This is a genomic window from Candidatus Purcelliella pentastirinorum, from assembly GCF_003391335.1.
Classification (GTDB): domain Bacteria; phylum Pseudomonadota; class Gammaproteobacteria; order Enterobacterales; family Enterobacteriaceae; genus Purcelliella; species Purcelliella pentastirinorum.
The window spans coordinates 418056-438428 of the sequence record NZ_CP028374.1; the positions used below are offsets into that span (position 1 = coordinate 418056).

General features: G+C 21.8%; 14 protein-coding genes, 5 tRNA genes and 1 pseudogene. 7 read left to right on the plus strand and 13 right to left on the minus strand.

Going from position 1 to position 20373, the window contains the following annotated elements; all coding sequences use genetic code 11:
- Positions 1 to 52: 52 nt before the first annotated feature.
- From clpX to tyrS, 3 genes are all read right to left on the minus strand, one after another.
- Positions 53 to 1273 (minus strand): ATP-dependent Clp protease ATP-binding subunit ClpX, encoded by a 1221-nt coding sequence (gene clpX, locus C9I82_RS02045; RefSeq protein ID WP_115956182.1) that lies wholly within the window; start codon positions 1271 to 1273, stop codon positions 53 to 55.
- A gap of 70 nt (positions 1274 to 1343) precedes the next feature.
- Positions 1344 to 1961 (minus strand): ATP-dependent Clp endopeptidase proteolytic subunit ClpP, encoded by a 618-nt coding sequence (gene clpP, locus C9I82_RS02050; RefSeq protein ID WP_115956183.1) that lies wholly within the window; start codon positions 1959 to 1961, stop codon positions 1344 to 1346.
- Positions 1962 to 2020: 59 nt separating this feature from the next.
- Positions 2021 to 3301 carry a tyrosine--tRNA ligase gene (gene tyrS / locus C9I82_RS02055; protein ID WP_115956184.1) on the minus strand — a complete coding sequence of 427 codons (1281 nt, stop codon included), beginning with the start codon at positions 3299 to 3301 and terminating at the stop codon, positions 2021 to 2023.
- A 446-nt stretch (positions 3302 to 3747) separates the two neighbouring features.
- On the opposite strand from tyrS, the gene murJ reads away from it, so the two are divergent.
- Positions 3748 to 5271, plus strand: a complete 1524-nt coding sequence (gene murJ / locus C9I82_RS02060) for a murein biosynthesis integral membrane protein MurJ (RefSeq protein WP_115956185.1) — start codon at positions 3748 to 3750, stop codon at positions 5269 to 5271.
- 673 nt (positions 5272 to 5944) lie between these two features.
- Here the strand turns inward: murJ and rne are convergent.
- Positions 5945 to 7513: pseudogene (gene rne / locus C9I82_RS02065) on the minus strand (ribonuclease E); the annotation flags it as partial.
- Positions 7514 to 7880: 367 nt separating this feature from the next.
- Here rne and C9I82_RS02070 point away from each other — a divergent pair.
- Complete coding sequence (locus tag C9I82_RS02070) at positions 7881 to 8828, plus strand: RluA family pseudouridine synthase (RefSeq protein ID WP_115956187.1); 948 nt, start codon at positions 7881 to 7883, stop codon at positions 8826 to 8828.
- 161 nt (positions 8829 to 8989) lie between these two features.
- A complete protein-coding gene (dnaB, locus tag C9I82_RS02075) occupies positions 8990 to 10396 on the plus strand; it encodes a replicative DNA helicase (protein ID WP_162859735.1) in 1407 nt (468 codons plus the stop codon).
- 28 nt (positions 10397 to 10424) lie between these two features.
- On the opposite strand, the gene C9I82_RS02080 is transcribed toward dnaB, so the two are convergent.
- Positions 10425 to 11687 (minus strand): allantoate amidohydrolase, encoded by a 1263-nt coding sequence (locus C9I82_RS02080; RefSeq protein ID WP_115956188.1) that lies wholly within the window; start codon positions 11685 to 11687, stop codon positions 10425 to 10427.
- A 24-nt stretch (positions 11688 to 11711) separates the two neighbouring features.
- Positions 11712 to 12926: a pyridoxal-phosphate-dependent aminotransferase family protein gene (locus C9I82_RS02085; RefSeq protein WP_115956189.1), complete on the minus strand. Its 1215-nt coding sequence runs from the start codon at positions 12924 to 12926 to the stop codon at positions 11712 to 11714.
- Between the two features lie 314 nt (positions 12927 to 13240).
- Between C9I82_RS02085 and C9I82_RS02090 the strand changes: the two genes are divergently transcribed.
- Both C9I82_RS02090 and C9I82_RS02095 read left to right on the plus strand, forming a co-directional pair.
- Positions 13241 to 13423, plus strand: coding sequence for a hypothetical protein (locus tag C9I82_RS02090; RefSeq protein ID WP_115956190.1), 183 nt, complete (start codon positions 13241 to 13243; stop codon positions 13421 to 13423).
- Positions 13420 to 14826: an AtzE family amidohydrolase gene (locus C9I82_RS02095; protein WP_115956191.1), complete on the plus strand. Its 1407-nt coding sequence runs from the start codon at positions 13420 to 13422 to the stop codon at positions 14824 to 14826. Before C9I82_RS02090 ends, C9I82_RS02095 begins: the two co-directional genes overlap by 4 nt.
- On the opposite strand, the gene puuE is transcribed toward C9I82_RS02095, so the two are convergent.
- The 3 genes from puuE to dnaQ all read right to left on the minus strand — a co-directional run bounded on the left by puuE (position 14823) and on the right by dnaQ (position 16945).
- Complete coding sequence (puuE, locus tag C9I82_RS02100; RefSeq protein ID WP_115956192.1) at positions 14823 to 15758, minus strand: allantoinase PuuE; 936 nt, start codon at positions 15756 to 15758, stop codon at positions 14823 to 14825. The two genes, C9I82_RS02095 and puuE, sit on opposite strands and share 4 nt — an antisense overlap.
- A gap of 409 nt (positions 15759 to 16167) precedes the next feature.
- Positions 16168 to 16241, minus strand: a tRNA-Asp gene (locus C9I82_RS02105).
- A 20-nt stretch (positions 16242 to 16261) separates the two neighbouring features.
- Positions 16262 to 16945 (minus strand): DNA polymerase III subunit epsilon, encoded by a 684-nt coding sequence (gene dnaQ, locus C9I82_RS02110; protein ID WP_115956193.1) that lies wholly within the window; start codon positions 16943 to 16945, stop codon positions 16262 to 16264.
- 58 nt (positions 16946 to 17003) lie between these two features.
- On the opposite strand from dnaQ, the gene rnhA reads away from it, so the two are divergent.
- A complete protein-coding gene (gene rnhA / locus C9I82_RS02115) occupies positions 17004 to 17459 on the plus strand; it encodes a ribonuclease HI (protein WP_115956194.1) in 456 nt (151 codons plus the stop codon).
- A 48-nt stretch (positions 17460 to 17507) separates the two neighbouring features.
- Here rnhA and C9I82_RS02120 read toward each other — a convergent pair.
- The 3 genes from C9I82_RS02120 to C9I82_RS02130 all read right to left on the minus strand — a co-directional run bounded on the left by C9I82_RS02120 (position 17508) and on the right by C9I82_RS02130 (position 19746).
- A tRNA-Ala gene (locus C9I82_RS02120) sits at positions 17508 to 17580 on the minus strand.
- Positions 17581 to 17586: 6 nt separating this feature from the next.
- Positions 17587 to 17659: transfer RNA gene (locus C9I82_RS02125), tRNA-Ile, on the minus strand.
- Between the two features lie 437 nt (positions 17660 to 18096).
- A complete protein-coding gene (locus C9I82_RS02130) occupies positions 18097 to 19746 on the minus strand; it encodes a Na+/H+ antiporter (protein WP_115956195.1) in 1650 nt (549 codons plus the stop codon).
- A 240-nt stretch (positions 19747 to 19986) separates the two neighbouring features.
- Here C9I82_RS02130 and C9I82_RS02135 point away from each other — a divergent pair.
- Positions 19987 to 20059, plus strand: a tRNA-Phe gene (locus tag C9I82_RS02135).
- 166 nt (positions 20060 to 20225) lie between these two features.
- Here the strand turns inward: C9I82_RS02135 and C9I82_RS02140 are convergent.
- Positions 20226 to 20312: transfer RNA gene (locus C9I82_RS02140), tRNA-Ser, on the minus strand.
- Between the last annotated feature and the right edge of the window lie 61 nt (positions 20313 to 20373).

The following is a 20373-nucleotide window of genomic DNA, read 5'->3' on the forward strand; positions in this document are numbered from 1 at the left end:
ATTATAATTTTTTTATTTTTATTTAATAAAAATAATTTTTATTTAAATCATTTTAATTTTTATATATTATAATTGGTTTTGATTTTTTATCAACTGCAGAACTATTAACTATAATTTTTTTTATTCCTTTTATTGATGGAATATTATACATACTATCTAATAATATGTCTTCCATAATTGATCTTAGTCCTCTTGCTCCTGTTCCTTTTAATAAGGCTTTTTTTGCTATTTTATTTAATGCTTTTTTATGAAATTCTAGAGTTATTCCTTCCATATTAAATAATTCTATGTATTGTTTTGTTAATGAGTTTTTAGGTATGCTTAATATTTTTATTAAAGTTTTTTTATTTAGTTGTTTTAGTGTTGTTATTATTGATAATCTACCAATAAATTCAGGTATGATACCGTATTTTATCAAATCTTCTGGTTCTACTTTATTTATTATATTTTTTGTTTGATTTTTTTTATTTTTTTTTCTCCTATTGAATCCAATTAAATTTTTTTTTTCAATTCTATTTAAAATAATTTTTTCTAATCCATTAAATACTCCTCCGCAAATAAATAAAATTTTTGAAGTATCTACTTGTAAAAATTCTTGTTGTGGATGTTTTCTTCCTCCATATTGAGGTATTGATGCTATTGTACCTTCGATTAATTTTAACAATGCTTGTTGAACACCTTCTCCAGATACATCTCTTGTTATTGATGGATTATCTGTTTTTTTTGATATTTTATCTATTTCATCTATGTAAATTATTCCATTTTGTGCTTTTTTTATATTATAATCACATTTTTGTAATAATTTTTGTATTATATTTTCTACATCTTCTCCAACATAACCCGCTTCTGTTAATGTTGTTGCATCCGCTATACTAAATGGTACATTTAACATTTGTGCTAATGTTTCTGCTAATAATGTTTTTCCACTTCCTGTTGGGCCTATTAATAAAATATTGCTTTTACCAAGTTTGCAATTATTGTATTTTAATTTTTTATAATGATTATATACTGCTACAGATAAAATTTTTTTTGTTTTTTTTTGATTAATTACATATTCATCTAATTGTTTTTTTATGTGTTTTGGTGTTGGTATATTTTTGTATTTATTAATTATTTCTTTTGATTCATTTTCGATAATATTATTACATATTTTTATACATTCATTGCAAATATATGCTGATGATCCAGCTATTAATTTTTGTACTTCATTTTGATTTTTTTTACAAAAAGAACAAAATAATAATTTATTTAAAGTATTATTATTTTCTGTCATTTTTTTGTCCTAATTTTGTAGATTTTAATATTTGTATTATAATAATTTTTATTATTTATAAATATTTTATTTATTTAGTATTTTTTTTTACTAAAATTTTATCAATAATACCATAATTTATCGCTTCTTTGGTAGTAAAGAAATAATCTCTTTCTGTATCATTTTTTATTTTTTCTATTGTTTTCCCTGTATTTTTGGCTAATATTTCGTTTATTATATTTTTTATTTTTACTATATTTTTGGTATGTATTTCTATATCAGTTACTTGTCCTTTATAAGCACTTAATGGTTGATGTATCATTATTGTAGAATTAGGTAAGGAGAATCTTTTATTTTTTTTACCTGATGATAATAAAAATGCTCCCATAGAACATGCTTGTCCTATACATATTGTATTTATATCTGGTTTAATAAAGTTTATTGTATCATATATAGATAATCCAGATGTTATGTTACCTCCAGGAGAATTAATATATAAATATATGTCTTTTTTTGGATTTTCGGCTTCTAAAAATAACATTTGTGCAATAGTTAAATTTGATAATTCATCATTTATTATACCATTTATAAATATTATTCTTTCTTTTAATAAACGAGAGTATATGTCATAAAATCTTTCTCTATTATTACAATTTTCTATTACCATTGGAATAATAGTATTGTTTATTTTGTTATTTTTAATTTTCATTTTAATCTTTATTAATTATTAAATATTTTTTCTTTTTTTTTTATCAAATTATTTTTTATTTATTGCCATGTTATCATAAAATGTTTTTTTTTTCCCTTTTTTATAATTGTATATTTATTAAATAATTTTTCGGATTTATCTATTATGTGTTCTGTGTTTTTTTGTTTTTTATTGTTTATCATTATTGCATTTGATATAATTATTTTTCTTGCTTGTGTTTTTGATGTTGTCAATTTTATCTTAATTAAAATTTCTGTTAAATTTATATTTTCGTTATTTTTAATTTTTATATGTGGTATACCACCTTGTTTTAATTGTTCAATATTTTTTTTTGTTATGTTTTTTATTTTTTTATGAAATAATATTTTTGTTATATTTTCAGCTATCTTTGTATTTTTTTCTCCATGAATCATTGTTGTTATTTTTTTTGCTAAAATTGATTGTACTATGTTTTTTTTTTCATGTTTTTTGTTTTTTTTTATTAATAATTTTATTTTTGATATTTTCATAAATGTAAATATTTTTAATAAATTATATATTTCTTTGTCATTAATATTCATCCAAAATTGATAAAATTTATAAGGACTAGTTTTTTTTTCATCTAACCAAATATTTTGTTTTTCACTTTTTCCAAATTTTTCTCCATTAGACTTAGTTAATAATGGTACTGTTAATGCAAATGTTTTTTTTTTATTAATTTTTTTTATTAATTCTATGCCTGAAATCATATTTCCCCATTGATCTGCACCTCCAATTTGTAATATTACATTATGTTTTTTATTTAGTTTATAAAAATCATAACTTTGTAATAAATTATATGAAAATTCACTAAAAGATATTCCATGTTTTATGTTTTTTATTCTTTTTTTAATAAAATCTTTATTTATCATATTATTTATAGAAAAATATTTCCCTATTTTAATAAGAAAATTCAAAATTTTTGTATTTTTAAACCAAGTATAATTATTAATTATATTAAGATTTTTATTGTTTGTTTTATCTTTTAAAATTTTGTTTATTTGTATTTTTATTTTTTTTGTATATTTATTTGTTTGTTTTTTAGATAATTTTTTTCTTTCTTTTTTTTTTAAAGTAGGATCTCCAATTATACTTGTTGCTCCTCCAATTAGTATTACTGGTATATGTCCGTATTTTTGAAAATGTTTTAAGCAAATTATAGGTATTAGATGACCCAAGTGTAAACTTTCCGCTGTAGGATCAAACCCACAATATAATTTAATATTTTCATTTTTTATTTTTCTTATTAATTTTTTTTCATTAGTTATATTTTTTATTAGCCCTCTTTTTTTTAGTTTTTTAATAAGATTTATATTTTTCATATGTTAAGTTTATTTTATGATTTATTTTTTTTAAAAAATTTAATTTTTTAAAATTACATTTTTAATATTTGATTTATTTAATTAAAATTATTTATTTAATTTTATTAAAATAATATATTTATTTTATTATTTAATATTATTCTTTTTTTAAATTAAATTAATATTTAATATATTTATGTATTTTTTAATATTAGTAATTATTATTTTATTTTTTATGTTTATCTGTTACCAATAAAATATTTAATAATTTAAATTAATTAAAATATTTTTTTTTTATTAAATATTTTTGTTTTATTTTTATATTTTTTTATTTAAGTTTTTTTATTTGTATAAGTATCTATTATTAAATTGATTTATTATAAATAAGTTTATCATATGTATCATTTTTTTTCTAAAAAATGATAAAATAATTTATCTTAATTATATAATTTATATAGATTATTATTATGTTTAAATCTTTTATTTTTGTTAGTTTTATCACATGTTTATCTCGTTTTTTAGGTTTTGTACGTGATGCTGTAGTTGCATATGTATTCGGTGTAAGTATTGAAACGGATGCTTTTTATATTGCATTTAAACTACCAAATTTATTAAGAAGAATATTTGCTGATGGTGGTGTTTCTCAAGTTCTTGTTCCTATATTATATAAATATAAATCTGATAAAAATAAAGAAGAAATAAAAATTTTTCTTTCATCTATTTTAGGTTTATTTTTTTTTATTTTATTATTTATAGTATTTTTAGGTATTATTAATTCTTCTATAATAATATCATTTTTTTTGCCTGGTTATTCTTGTGATATACATAAATTATATTTAGCTAAAATCTTATTTAGTATTATGTTTCCTTACATAATATTTATTTCAATTTCGTCCTTATATGGATTGGTATTGAATACTTGGAATAAATATACAATTTCATCTTTTATACCTATTTTACTTAATATAAGTATGATTTTTTTTTCTTTATTTATAATTAAATATTTTAATCATCCTATTATAGGTTTGGCATGGTCTGTTTTATTTGGTGGATGTTTACAATTTTTGTATCCACTTCCTTTTTTGAAAAAATTAGGTCTATTGGTATTTCCATATTTTAATTTTCGTAATATTAAAATATATCATATTTTTTATAAAATAATTCCTATGATGATTGTAACTTTTATAAGTCAAATATCTGTGTTTATAAATACTATTTTATCTTCTTATTTTACAACTGGTTCTGTTTCATGGATATATTATGCTGAGAGGTTAGTAGAGTTTCCTAGTGGTGTTTTAGGAGTATCTATCAGTTCTATTTTATTACCGTCTTTATCTAGAAGTTTTTTTATTAAGGATTATAAAAAATGTTCTTCTTTAATTGATTGGGGATTGCGTCTTTGTTTTTTATTAGCTTTGCCTGCAACTGTTGCATTGATTATATTATCTGGCCCTATTATTTTAATTTTGTTTCAATATGGTAAATTTACAGCTTTTGATTCATTAATGACTCAGCATATTTTACTTGCTTATTCTTTTGGTTTATTAGGATTTATTACAGTTAAAATTTTATCTACTAGTTTTTATTCTTTTCAAAATATTGTTGTTCCTATAAAGATTTCTTTTATAATTTTAGTACTTTCTCAATTTATGAATTTTTTATTTGTTTATTTTTTTGAATATATAGGTATTGCTTTATCAACTAGTTTTTCTGGTTTAATAAATGCTTTTTTATTGTATTATGAGTTACGTAAAAAAAATATTTTTACACCTAATCCTGGTTGGTTTATTTTTTTATTTCGTATATTTTTTTCAGTCTTTGTTATGGCTAGTGTTTTGTTTATTTGTATGTATTTTATGCCATCTTGGGAGATAGGTAATTTTTTTTATAAAATATTTCGTTTATTTTTATTATGTTTTATTGGTTTAATTACATATTTAATAATGCTTTTTTTATTAAAATTGCGTATATCGGATTTTACTCGCTATTAATTTTTTTTATTTTATTTTTTGTTTTGCTGTTTTTTATTTTTGTTATAGGGGCACTTACATGTTTATATCCAAAATTTTTTGATAATTTTTTTGTTTTTTTAATTAAATTTTTGTAGTTATTTTTTAGATTAATATTTTTTTGTTTTTTATTGATTTTTATATTTTTATTTTTAATTATATTTTTAATTTTTTTTATTTTTTTATTATTTTTTTGATTTTTATATTTTGTATTATTTAGTATGTTCTTTTGTATAATATTTTTTGATGTACATATTTTACACATTGTCCATTCTAATGTATACATTGCATAATCTATTTTTTTTATTAATTTTTTATTTTTTATTTTTTTATTTTTGATATTTTGTTTTTTTATTTTTAATATTTTATTATTTTTATTTTGTAATTTTAGTACATTGGTTATTTTATTTTTTTTTGATTTTATATTTTTGAAATAAATATATTTTATTTGATTATTTTTTTCTTTTTTTTTAGGAATTTTATTTAAAAGATTTATATTTATTATATTTTTTATTTTTTTGATTAGATTTTTCAAAGATAAAAATTTTTTAATTATTATAAAAATTTTTTTGTAATATAAATTTTTTATTAAATAATTATTTGTATATTCTTTTTTAATATTATATTTATTTTTTATTTCATTTATATTAGAATATTGTTTTTTTTTATATTTTTCCACTTCATTTGTACATTTTATTTTAGATTTATATTTCTTATATAATTCATAACTTAATATATTATTTTCTTTTTTTTTACATATTCTAGATACTAAATAATTTGGTGTTTCAATTTTTTTATTTGGTACTATAATTATTTTTACTCTTTTTTGTCTTTGTTCTATTTCATTTAATGCATCACGTTTTTCATTAAGTAGATATGAGGCAACTTTAACAGGTACAAATACGTGTACTTTATATGTATTTTCTTTTGTTGATTTTTCTTCTATTAGTCTTAGAATAGATAGTGCCAGTGATTCATTATCCCTAATATTACCTGTTCCATTACATCTAGGACATACATAATGACTTGATTCTCTTAGAGATGTACTTAATCTTTGTCTTGACATCTCTAATAATCCAAATTTGGAAATATGATTTATTTGAATTCTAGCTCTATCTTCTTTTATTATTTCTTTTAATTTGTTTTCTATTATTCTTTGATTTTTTACTGATGACATATCTATAAAATCTATAACGATTAATCCTCCTAAATCTCTTAATCTTAATTGTCTTGATATTTCATTTATTGCTTCATGATTAGTATGAAATGCAGTTTCTTCTATATCTATTCCTTTTTTAGATTGAGAAGAATTTATGTCTATAGATGTTAATGCTTCTGTTGTATCTATTATTATATCTCCCCCGGATGGTAATTTTACTTTTCTTTGAAATGCAGTTTCAATTTGTGATTCGATTTGATAATAATTAAAAAGTGGGATTTCACCTTTATATAATTTTATTTTGTTATTAAAATCTAATCTTCCTAATTCAGTTATATGTTTGTGTGCTAATTTTAATATATTAGGGTTATCAATTAATATTTCTTCTATATCTGGTTTTAGATAATCTCTAAATGCTCGAATTATTATATTGCTTTCTTGATATATTAAAAATGGTGAAGATTTTTTTTTAGCTAATTTTTTTATAGATTCCCAATGCTTTAATCTAAAATTTAAATCCCATTGTAATGAATTTATAGTTTTTCCTAATCCTGCTGTTCTTATTATTATCCCCATACCATTTGGTATTTTTAATAATGAAGTCAATTCTTTTATTTCTATCCTTTCCTCACCTTCTATTTTACGTGATATACCTCCAGCCTTGGGATTATTGGGCATTAATACTAAGTAACTCCCTGCTAGGCTAATAAATGTAGTAAGGGCAGCTCCTTTATTTCCTCTTTCTTCTTTATTAACTTGTATTATTATTTCTTGTCCTTCTGATAATATTTCTTTTATATTAAGTTTATTTATTTTATTATAACCCTTAGGATAATATTCATTTGATATTTCTTTTAAGGGTAGAAATCCATGTTTTTCTGTTCCATAATTTACAAATGCTGCTTCTAAACTTGGTTCAATCCTTATTATTTTTCCTTTGTATATATTAGATTTTTTTTGTTCATATCTTGGACTTTCTATATCTAAATCATATAAATTTTGTCCGTCAACTAAAGCAACTCTTAATTCTTCTTTTTGAGTTGCATTTATTAACATTCTTTTCATGATAATTATACTCATTTTATATAATTAATTAAATTACATAATATTAAATAACAACTTATATAGATAGATGAATTATTTTAATTATATTGTTTATTTTATTTAAATTTATATTTTATTAAATTTTATTTAGTAAATATTATTTAAAGTTTATTTTTTCAATTTTATTATTTTATATAGTTTATAATTTATAAAAATACATATATATGTGTTCATAATATAAGAATTGATAAAATTATTCAATTTATTACTAATCGATTTATATTGTATTGAATTGATAATTTGTATTATTATAAATAACAAATAAGTTTTTTAATTAAATAATGTTATCATTTTGTTATATTTTTCTTAATAAAATTTTGTTTAATATATGTCAAATTATAAAAATAGTGTACAAATTTTTACTATAGGAGTAAATGAATTGGATCAACGTATTGATAACTATTTGTTTAAATCCTTAAAATATATACCTAAAAGTAAAATATATAGTTTATTAAGAAAAGGTGGAATACGTGTTAATGGTAGACATGTTAAACATATTTATAGATTAAAAATAAATGATGTGATAAGAGTTTCTTCTTTGTGGTATTTTAATAAAAATAATAATATTGTTAAATATTTTAATAATAAATTTATTATGTTATTACAACGATCAATATTATATGAAGATGAAGATTTGTTAATTATTAATAAGCCTTCTGGTATTGCTGTACATGATGGTACAAGATTATCTAATAATATATTAGACGGTTTGCGTTTTTTATATTCTTATAATGTATTTCTTGAATTAGTACATAGAATTGATCGTGATACTTCAGGTTTATTATTACTTGCTAAAAATCGTTATTCTTTATGTTGTTTACATAGACAATTTCGTAATTATCAAATAAAAAAAAAGTATTTGGCTTTAGTTTATGGTAAATGGCCTATAGATCTTAAAATAGTTGATATTCCTGTTATTCATAAGAAAATATGTATAAATAGTATTAAAAATAAATTTTCATCTATTAATATAAAATATTCGGAAACTCATTTTAGTGTAAAAAGATATTTTAAATTTTCTACTTTAATTCGAGCTAAATTAATTACTGGTAAAACACATCAAATTAGATTACATACTAGTTATTTAGGTCATTGTATTGCTTTTGATAAACTATATGGTAAATTTAAATTTGATAATCAGTTAGTTCATACAGGATTGAAAAGATTATTTTTACATGCTTATGAATTAAAATTTATTCACCCTAGAACTAATAAAACAATATTAATTCGTGCACCTTTGGATAAAGATTTAAAAATTTGTTTAGATAATCTTTAATTAAAAAATAAGTATTTTTTATTTTAAAATATATTAATATTAAAATAGTATTTTTTTTTTTATTTGTTAATATTATTTTTTTTAAAAATATTATATTTTCTATATTAATTTTATTATTTTATTTATTTTTGAATATTTTTTTAATTTTATGGTATTAAATTGTGAATGATAATTTATTAATCAATAAATCGATTAAAAATAAAAAATCTCAATCTTCAAAGTTCAGAACTCCACCTTATTCTTTGGAAGCTGAACAATCAATTTTGGGAGGTTTGATGTTAGATAATGATAAATGGGATATTGTTTCTGAATTATTGGTTGTTGATGATTTTTTTAGTAGTGCACATCGTGTAATATTTACTACTATGCAATATTTATTTGATAACGGTAATCCTATAGATTTAATCACTCTTTCAGAATCTCTAGAACAAAATGGTAATATAGATAATGTTGGTGGATTTGCTTATTTAGCTGAATTATCCAAGAATGTTCCAAGTAGTACTAATATTTCAGCTTATGCATCTATTGTTCGTGAAAGATCTATTATTAGAAATATAATTTCAGTTGCAAATAAAATTGTTGATACTGGTTATTTTTTAAATGGGAAGACGAGTGAAGATTTAATAGATTTTGCAGAATCTAGTATAATGAATGTATCTAGAGAAAGATTTAATAAATCATTTGGTCCAAAACGTATAGAACGTATACTTGACATAACTATATCTAATATAGAAAGATTATTTAATATTCCTAATGGAGATATTACCGGTATAAATACTGGTTATATAGATATTAATAAAAAAACTGCTGGTTTACAACCTTCGGATTTGATTATTGTAGCTGCTAGACCGTCAATGGGGAAAACAACTTTAGCAATGAATATATGTGAAAATGTTTCTATGATTTATGATAAACCTATTTTAATATTTAGTTTGGAAATGTCTTCTGAACAAATTATGATACGTATGTTATCTTCATTATCTAGAGTAGATCAATCTAAAATACGTGCTGGTAAATTAAATGATGAGGATTGGTTAAGAATTTCTAGTACTGTAAAAGTTTTATTAGATCGTAAAAATATATATATTGATGATTCTTCTAGTTTAACTCCTATTGAAATGAGCTCAAGAGCTAGACGTATATATCGTGAAAATAATGGTTTAAGTTTAATTATGATAGATTATTTGCAATTAATGCGTGTTCCTTATATTTCAGATAATAGAAATGTTGAAATAGGTGAAATATCTAGGTCATTAAAGTCATTAGCAAAAGAATTGAAAGTACCAATTATGGCACTTTCACAATTAAATCGTTCTTTGGAACAAAGAGTGGATAAAAGACCTGTTAATTCTGATTTACGTGAATCTGGTTCTATTGAGCAAGATGCTGATTTAATAATGTTTATTTATAGAGATGAATTATATAATGAGCATAGTGATTTAAAAGGTGTTGCAGAGATTATTATAGGCAAACAAAGAAATGGTCCTATTGGAACTGTTCGTTTGATTTTTAATGGTAATTGGTCTAGATTTGATAATTATACTAATTTTAATTATGAAAATAATTAATTATTTTATAATTTGTTTTTTTTTAATTTTAAATTTTTTCTGTTAAATTATAAATAATTTCCATATAAGTTTTAATTGTTTTTATTATATCTTTTTTTAGTACTTTTTCTTTTGGTGAGTGACTAATTCCTTTAATACATCTAATAAATATCATTCCTATAGGCCATTTTTTTGCCATAGAAATAGCGTCATGTCCAGCACCACTTGCAAGTGATGGACAATTACCTTGTGTTTTATTAATTGTTTTTTTTATTATATTTTTAATTTTTTTATTACATTTAATAGATTTTGTGGAATAATATTTTTTTGAATTAAATATTATATTTCTTTTTTTAGAAATTTCTTTAGCTTTTTTTAATATATTAGATATTGTTTTATTTAATTCATTATTTTTTGGACCTCTTATATCCAATGTTAATTTTATTTTATTAGGTATTACATTGGTTGCTCCAGGGTAACAATTTATTTTACCAATAGTTGCTACTATTTTTGTTTTGGATTTTAGTAATTCATTCTCTATAAATAATATCCATTCTGATGTAGCTATAAGTGGATCTTTTCTCATATATATTGGTACTGTACCAGCATGACCTGATTCGCCGGTAAATGTGCAATTAATTCTTTTAGCTCCATTTATTGCACTTACTACTCCCATACTTGAATTATTTTTATATAGATATGGACCTTGTTCTATATGTAATTCAATATATGCTTTTATATCTTTGGTGTTTCTTTTTGCTAAACATATTTTATTTGTATTTAATCCTATATTTTTCATTGCATGTGCAATTGTAATTTTATTTTTATCTTTATAATTTAACCATTTTTTTTTCCACTTATTTGTTAATGCTTTACTTCCTAATAATGTTATACCAAAGCGTGTTCCTTCTTCATCTGCAAAACCAACGATTTCTATTGCTTTTTTTAAGTGTATTTTATTTTTATTTAAATGGTTTACAACTTCTATTGAGGTTAATACTCCTAGAATTCCATCATATTTACCTGCATTAGGTACTGTATCTAAATGTGAACCTAATAGAATTGCTGGTTGTTTTTTTGTACATGCTTCATATCTGCCGTATATATTACCTACTTGATCTTGCCATGTTTGCATTCCGGCTAATTTCATCCATTTTTCCACAATTTTATTTGTTTTGATATGTTCTATTGATAAATAAAGACGTGTAGTATTGTTTTTATTTTCGCTTATTTTTGATAATTTTTCTATTCTATTTAATATACGTGTAGCATATTTTATTGATTCATTATTATTTATTTTAGGATAGTACATATTAACAATATCCTTAATTTATTATTATACATTTATGTTATAAAAATCCCATGTTGCTTGTAATGCTTCACCTTGAGTAGTTTTAAATCCTAGTTTATTAAGTATTGATTCTAATGCTGTTAATGTTCTTAATACGCAATCTTTACGAGAATTATAACCCATAGTACCAATTCTCCAAATTCTTCCTTTTAAAGGGCCAAAGGATGTTCCTATTTCTATACCAAAATCATCTAACATAAGTTTTCTTACTTGTTCTCCATTTATTCTTTTGGGTATTATTACTCCTAATATATTATTCATTTTATGTTTTATATCCCCGAAAATTTTTAATCCCATATTTTTTATTCCATGTAATAGAGCATCTCCATGTAATTTATGACGTAATATTCTATTATGTATACCTTCTTTAATGATTAATCTTGCACATTCGTGTGCTGCATACAATGCTGTTGTTGCTTCTGTATGATGATTTAGACGCTTTTCACTCCAATAATCTATTATCATATTTATATCGAAATAATTTGAAAAAATAATTTTTTTGTCATCTATATTTTTCCCAAATTCTACACGTTGTCTTTGTTGTATAATTTCTATTGTTTTATCATTAATTGTTATAGGAGATGTTCCGGATGGTCCTCCTAAGCATTTTTGCATACCAGCTGAAACTGCATCTATTTTCCAATCATCTGTTTTTAAATAATTTCCACCACATGAAGCTGTGGCATCTGTATAAAATATTACTTCATATTTTTGACAGATTAATCCTATTTCTTCTAATGGTTGTAACATTGTAGTTGAAGTATCTCCATGTACTGTAAGTAGAAATTTGGGTTTTATTTTTTTAATTGAATATTCTATTTTATCTGGTTCAAATATTTCACCCCATGGTACTTCTATTGTATGGACATGAGCTTTACATCGTTTTGATATTTCATATAATAATTGTCCGAATCTACCGAATATTGGTATTAATACTTTGTCCCCAGGTTTAATCATAGATATAAATATTGCTTCAATTCCTGCTCTTGATGTTCCATCTATTAATAGAGTATTTAAATTTTTTGTATTAAAAATTATACGATATAATTGCATTACTTCATTCATATAATTAGTCATCATTGGATCATATTGCCCAATTAATTTATTTGACATGGTATGTAATATTCTTGGATCTATATTAATAGGTCCAGGACCCATTAAAAGTCTTTCAGGTGGAGTTATTTGATCAAATTCATTCATGTATTATTTCCTTATAATTTATTTTTTAGCTTTATTTAAAAAAAAAAGTTATTTTAATTCTATTCTTTATTTTCTTATTTTTATTTGTTTTGTATTAATTAAATTATTATATATAATTATATTTTTTTATATAGAATTTCCGTTTTTGATATATATGTTTTTATTTTAAAATCATTATTTCACAATTGTTTATTTTATATAATAAAATAATTTTATTAAATATTTTTTTGATATGTATAATATAATTTATTTGTTTTAATTTTATTTATTTAAAATTACTAATTTTTTATTTTTATATTTTTATAGGTCTATAAATGAAAACGTTTAATTGTGAAGATTATGTTAAAAATTTTATTAAAGTCTTTAGTATATCTGTAGATGAAAAAAGATATGAAGATTTATTATTAAATTTTGTTTATATATTTAATATAACAAAGCCATTAATTTTATATTCTTTATCTAGTGATATTGAAATAGCAGGAGTATATAATGCATGATTGAAGATATTCGTTTTTTAACAATTTCAGAAATAAATAAATGTTTAATTAAAGGTGATTTAAGCGCCATGGAAATAGCTGAATCTACTTTGCATGCAATAAAGAAGTATAATCCTATTATTAATGCTTGGACTGAAATTACTTCTAATCGTATGTTTAAAGAAGCTAATTTAATTGATAAATATTTGATATCTGGTAAAAAATTGTCAAAATTAGTTGGTATTCCTTATGCTGTAAAAAATTTGTTTGATGTGCGCGGTTATGTTACTTTAGTCGGTTCTATTTTATTTGCAAATAACCCAGTAGCAAAATGTGATGCTTATTTAATTGACAGATTAAGTAGTAATGGAGCATTGCTAAGTGGTATGTTAAATATGGATGCTTATGCTTATGGTTTTACTACGGAAAATAGTTATTATGGTACTACTAGAAATCCTTATGATTTAAATCGTATTGCTGGTGGTTCATCAGGTGGATCTGCAGCTGCTGTAGCTGCTGGTTTAGTACATTTTTCTTTAGGATCAGATACTAATGGATCTGTACGTGTTCCATCTTCGCTTTGTGGTGTTTTAAGTTTAAAACCAACTTTTGGTAGATTATCTCGTACTGGTATGTATCCTTTTTCTTATAGTTTAGATCATGCCGGGTATTTTGCTAGGAATATTGGTGATTTAGTTGATGTATATAATGTTTTACAAGGTATTGATGAAAAAGATTTATCTCAATCTACTAAATCAAAAGATAAAATATTTTTAGATTATAATAATTCTATTAATAGTATACGTTTTTGTTTACTATCTGGTTATTTTTATACTTGGTGTAATGATGAAGTACGTAATATTATAGATATTGTTTCTAAGGCTTTAGGTGTTAAAGATGATATAGATTTATCGGATGTAGAATTAGCTAGATCTTCTGCTTTTATTATTACGGCTGCTGAAGGTGGTAATTTATATTGGTCTAGATTATTAGATACTCCAGAATTATTTGAACCTTTTTCTAGAGAAAGATTATTGGCCGGGTCTATTATACCTGCTAATTGGTATATTAAAGCTCAACGTTTTAGAACATATTTTAGACATAAAGTTAATGATATTTTTAATAATTTTGATGTTTTAATAGCTCCAGCTACCCCTTGTTCTGCTACTATGATTGGTCAAAAATTTATTCGTATTAATAATACTGATTTATTGATAAAATCTAACATGGGTATGTTAACTCAACCTATATCTTTTATTGGATTACCTGTTATAACTGTACCAATTAGGGTAGGTGATAATTTACCTATTGGTATTCAATTAATTGCAGCTCCTTTTAAGGAAGATTTATGTTTTAAAGCTGCTTTATTATTAGAAAAAAAAGGTTTAATTATGAAACATGACAATTTAATTAATTTAAATTAATTAAATTCAATTTTGTGATATTTAATCCAATGATTAGCAATTTCTTGTCTTGTACATATCCATATATCTTTGTAGTTTTTTATATAATCTAAAAAATTTATTAATGCCTTAAATCTTCCAGGCTTACCTATTATTCTGCAATGCATTCCTATTGACATCATTTTTGGTTTTGTTTTTCCTTCTTTATATAATATATCAAAAGTATCTCTTAAATATTGATAAAATTGTTTAGATGTATTAAATCCTGGTTGTACTACAAATTTCATATCATTTGTTTCTAATGAATATGGTATAATCAAATGTTTCTTTTTTTTACCATTTTTTAAATAAATATCCATCCAAAAAGGTAAATCGTCTCCATAATAATCGCTATCGTAAATTATGTTACTATATTTTATTATTAATTTTCTAGTATTTGGACTATCTCTACCAGTGTACCAGCCCTGGGGATATTTACCAAATATTTTTTTAAATATTTTAATTGATTTAATAATATCTTTTTTTTCTTTTTTATAGTCTATTTTTTGATATTCAATCCATTTTAGTCCGTGACATACTACATCATATTTTTCTTTTATTATTGTTTTTGTTATTTCTGGATTTCTAATAAAAGCCATTACTACTCCAAATATAGTTAATGGTATTTTTCTATTTTTAAATTCATTATGAATTCTCCAAAAACCTACTCTAGATCCGTATTCATATAAAGATTCTATAGACATATGACGATTTTTATAATTTTTACAATTTATTAAATCAGAAAGAAATGTTTCAGATGAATTATCACCATGTAATATGTTTTTTTCCGCTCCTTCTTCATAGTTTAATACAAATTGTATTGCTATTTTTGCATTGTTTGGCCATGATACCGTCGGGGGGTTATTTCCGTAGCCTAATAAATTTCTAGGATATTTTTTATTTTTAATTTTCATTTTATTTTATTTATTTTAGGAATATTTTAATTATTAAATTAATTTTAAATAGTTTTAATGATATTAATATTTCTATTATTTTAATAGTTGGACTAATATCTTCTATAATTCATATATTCAATTTTTTTGTTAAATAATTAGATAATAATGGTAACGTTATACTATATTTTAATGTTATAAAATTAAAATTGTTATTTTTTTATTAAATAATATTTATTTATAATTTTTTTTAATATATTTACAATATATATAGTTTTATTTTAATAGTTTTTTATTAAAAAATATTATTTATGTATTTTGTTGTAATTATTTTTTAAATTTATGATTACATTATTTATAAGTAATATATTGTATATTACTTATTTTTAATAGAATAAAATATTTTAAGTTATATTTTTTATTTTATTTGCGGTGCGGACGGGACTTGAACCCGTGACCCCCGGCGTGACAGGCCGATGTTCTGACCAACTGAACTACCGCACCGATTATATTATTATTTTTAATTATTTTATTAACAAATTTTTATTTAATATATTCTTATATTCTTTATTTAATTCTAATTCTTCTTTATTTGCAAATATTATTTTTAATTTTTTATTATTTATTTTTATATTTTTAATATTTTGTTTTTTTATTTTTTTATTTTTAAACAATTTTTTTTGATTACTTGTTAAATATAAATATATATCTGCTAATATTTTAGCATCTTTTAAAGCTCCGTGTTTTTTTCTTTTTCTTATGTCTATTCCATAGTATTTACATAGTGAATTTAAACTATTATTTTTCCCTGGAAATATTTTTCTTGCTATTGTTAAATTATCTACTATTTTACAATAATCTGAAATTTTATCTTTTCTTTTTAATAAAAATAATTCATAATTTATGAATTCTATATCAAATTTAGCATTATGTATTATTATTTTAGATCCATATATATATTTAATAAATTTATTTAATATTTCTTTAAATGTTGGTTTATATTTTAAGAATTCATTTGATATTCCATGTATATTAAATGATTCTTCACTTATAGATCGATTTGGGTTTAAATATACATGAAAGTTATTATTAGTTAATGTTCTGTTTATCATTTCTACTGCACCTATTTCTATGATTTTATGCCCGCTGTAATGTTTTCCGATTTGGTTTATTCCTGTTGTTTCAGTATCAAGTATAATTTTTCTCATATTATTTTTTCAATTTTGTTTTTTATTTATTCTATCAAAAATTAAGGGATTTATTAATATGTTAAAAAAAAATATAGTATTTATTGATGGATCTTGTCTAGGTAATCCTGGTCCTGGTGGGTATGGAGTGTTTATAAAAAATAGTGTGAAGAAAATTTATTTTAGTGCTGGATTTTTTCTTACCACAAATAATCGTATGGAAATTATGGCGGCAATTATTGCACTTGAACATTTTATTAATAAATCAAATATTATTATTTATACTGATAGTACATATCTACGTAGTGGTATTACTGAATGGATTTTGAGTTGGAAAAAACGTAATTGGAGAACTTGTAATAATAGTGTTGTTAAAAATGTAGATTTATGGATTAGATTAGAAAAAGCAATTAATTGTCATATTATTGATTGGAAATGGATAAAGAGTCATACTGGTAATATGGGAAATGAATTATGTGATAGATTAGCTCGTAATGCTGCTAAAAATCCATTTTTAGATGATATTATTTATTAATTAATTATGTTTTTTATATTTTTAATTTTTTATTTTGTTTTTATTTATTGGAGCTAGGCGGTTTCGAACCCCCGACCTTCTGCTTGCAAAGCAGATGCTCTACCAACTGAGCTATAGCCCCTATTTGTAGGCTTGAGTGGATTTGAACCACCTACCTCACCCTTATCAGGGGTGTGCTCTGCCTAATGAGCTACAAGCCTAATAATTATTTATTATATTTTATCAATATTTTTACATATCATGAATTTTTATTATGTATTTTTATTTTTTTGTTTTTTTTCAATATTTTTTAAAGAAAAATTATATGTTTTTATGTATAGAATATTTTAATTTTTAAAATAAATATTTTTTTAATATTGATCTTATATTTATTAAGTATAATTTTTTTTAAACTCAAAATAACTAATATAATTAATATGTATTCCATTAAATATAAAATTTTATTGTTTAAATTTTTTATTTTAACAATTTTAATGATAAAATCAAGATATTCTATTATTGATTTTGTATTATTTTAATTAATTAAATAATATTATTAATTAAATATTTAATATTTTTGTATTTTTTAAAATAATTTATTAATAGTAATTAATTATTTTATATCTTTCTGTTTTTTTTCAATTATATAAATATTATTTTATTCTTCTATATCTGTTAATAATGCTTCCATTAAATCTAAATCATGGGATAATTTTAACATAATTTCGTTGCTAATTTTTTTTGTTGCTCTCATATGGTATAATTCAGTTCTTTCAGCTCTTAAAGCTACCAGTCTTAATCTTTTTTCTAAATTCTCTTTAAATTGTGCTTGTTTTAAATCATTATGAGTATTTATTTTATTTCTAATATTACCAATTATTTTAGTATTAACTTCTTTTAGTAATTCTGTATCTATATTATCTGTGTTTTCTTTAATCAAAGTTTCTTCTATTTTATATAGGCTTTCTATTGCTAAATCTGCCATTTTTGCTTTTGCTAATTGTAATTCTTTATAATAATTTATTTTATTAATTCCATCGATTCCTTTAAGCATTATTGGTAAAAATATAACTCCTATTATTAATGAAAATAAAATTACCCCGGTTGCAATAAATATAAGTTCATATCTAGCAGGAAAAACTGATCCATTATTAAGATATAATGGTATTGATAATATTCCAGCTAAAGTTATAGCACCGCAAACACCAGCAAAAGATGTAATTAATAGTTCACGATTACTGTAATTAGTAAAAGCTAATGGATGTTTTTTTAATAAAAATATACTTGCATGTTTCATTACCCACAACCATATAAATCTTACTATTATCAATGATATGTATATAATAATTATATCACATAGTAAAATCCATAATTGTACGTTAGGATCTTTTTTTGCTTCTATTATTGATATTTGTATAATATCTGGTAATTGTAAACCTAACATAAGAAATACTATTCCATTAAATACAAATTCTAGCATTTGCCATACACCCTTAGCTCTTAATCTCATTGTTAATGGTGCTTGACGTAAAATATTAAATTTATTTATAGTCATACCTGATGCTACAGATGCTAAAATACCTGATACTCCTAAATGTTCTGCTATTAAATATGAGGTAAATGGTAATAAAAGTAATAATATTGTTTGTGTTGCTGTATCATCACCACTCCATTTTCTGAATAATTTTAATAATTTACCATATGTTTTGCATACTATTATTCCGGATAATAATCCTCCTATAGCTATTTTTAGAAATTCTAATATTGCTTCTGGTATTGTAAAAATCATTGACCCCGTTGCTACTGCAACTGAAAATTTTAATGATACTAATCCAGATGCATCATTCATGAGTGCTTCACCATTTAGTATAGTCATTATTTTTTTAGGTATTTTCCTTTTACCCAATATTCCTGATAATGCTACTGCATCTGTAGGTGAAAGTACTGCTGCTAATGCAAATGCAGGTGTTAATGATATTCCTGGGGTTATCCAAGAAATTAAATATCCTATACCTATAACTGTTATTATTACCAATATCAATGCTAATGCTATTATTTCTCTTCCATTATTTAAAAATTCATTAATTGGTGTTTTTAGTCCGTCTACAAATAATAATGGTGGAATAAATAGTACTAAGAATAGTTCTGGATCAAAATCTACATGCAGTCCAAATTTAGGCCATGCTAATAATGCTCCTGCTGTTATTTGCATCAATGGTAAAGGTATTTTAAATGGGATAATTTTAGAAACAATACCGGAAAGTGATACTACTAATGTCATTATCAATATTGTAAAAAAAATTTCCATCTTTTTTCCCTATCTATAAAACATTTACTTAATTATAGTTGTGTGATAATTTATTTTAAAATTGATTAATTGGATAATTGATTATATTTTATTTTTTTATATTTTATTTTTTTACATATTTTAATTTAATTTCTTTTTTAAATATTGTAGTATTTTATTTATGTTTTATTTTGTTTTTTATTATTTTTTTTATAATATTTTAAGGTTTAAATTTATATATTTCAAAATTATTTTTATATTGCCCGGATAGCTCAGTTGGTAGAGCAGGGGATTGAAAATCCCCGTGTCGGTGGTTCGATTCCACCTTCGGGCATATTAATTAATAGATAATATATAAATATTATATTTTTGAGTATATTAATAATATTAATTATATAAAATATTATTTAACTTAAAAAATTTCATTATTAAAGTATATTTTTTTTATAAGTTAATAAAGTTTCCTTTTAATTTTTTTATATTTTTTTTTTTTTATTTTACGGAGGAAGAGAGATTCGAACTCTCGAACGATTTTAATCGTCTGCGGTTTTCAAGACCGCTGCCATAAACCACTCGACCATTCCTCCATATATTTTTAAAAATTATATCTATATGATATAGGATTTTAATTTATTATTTTATATAAGA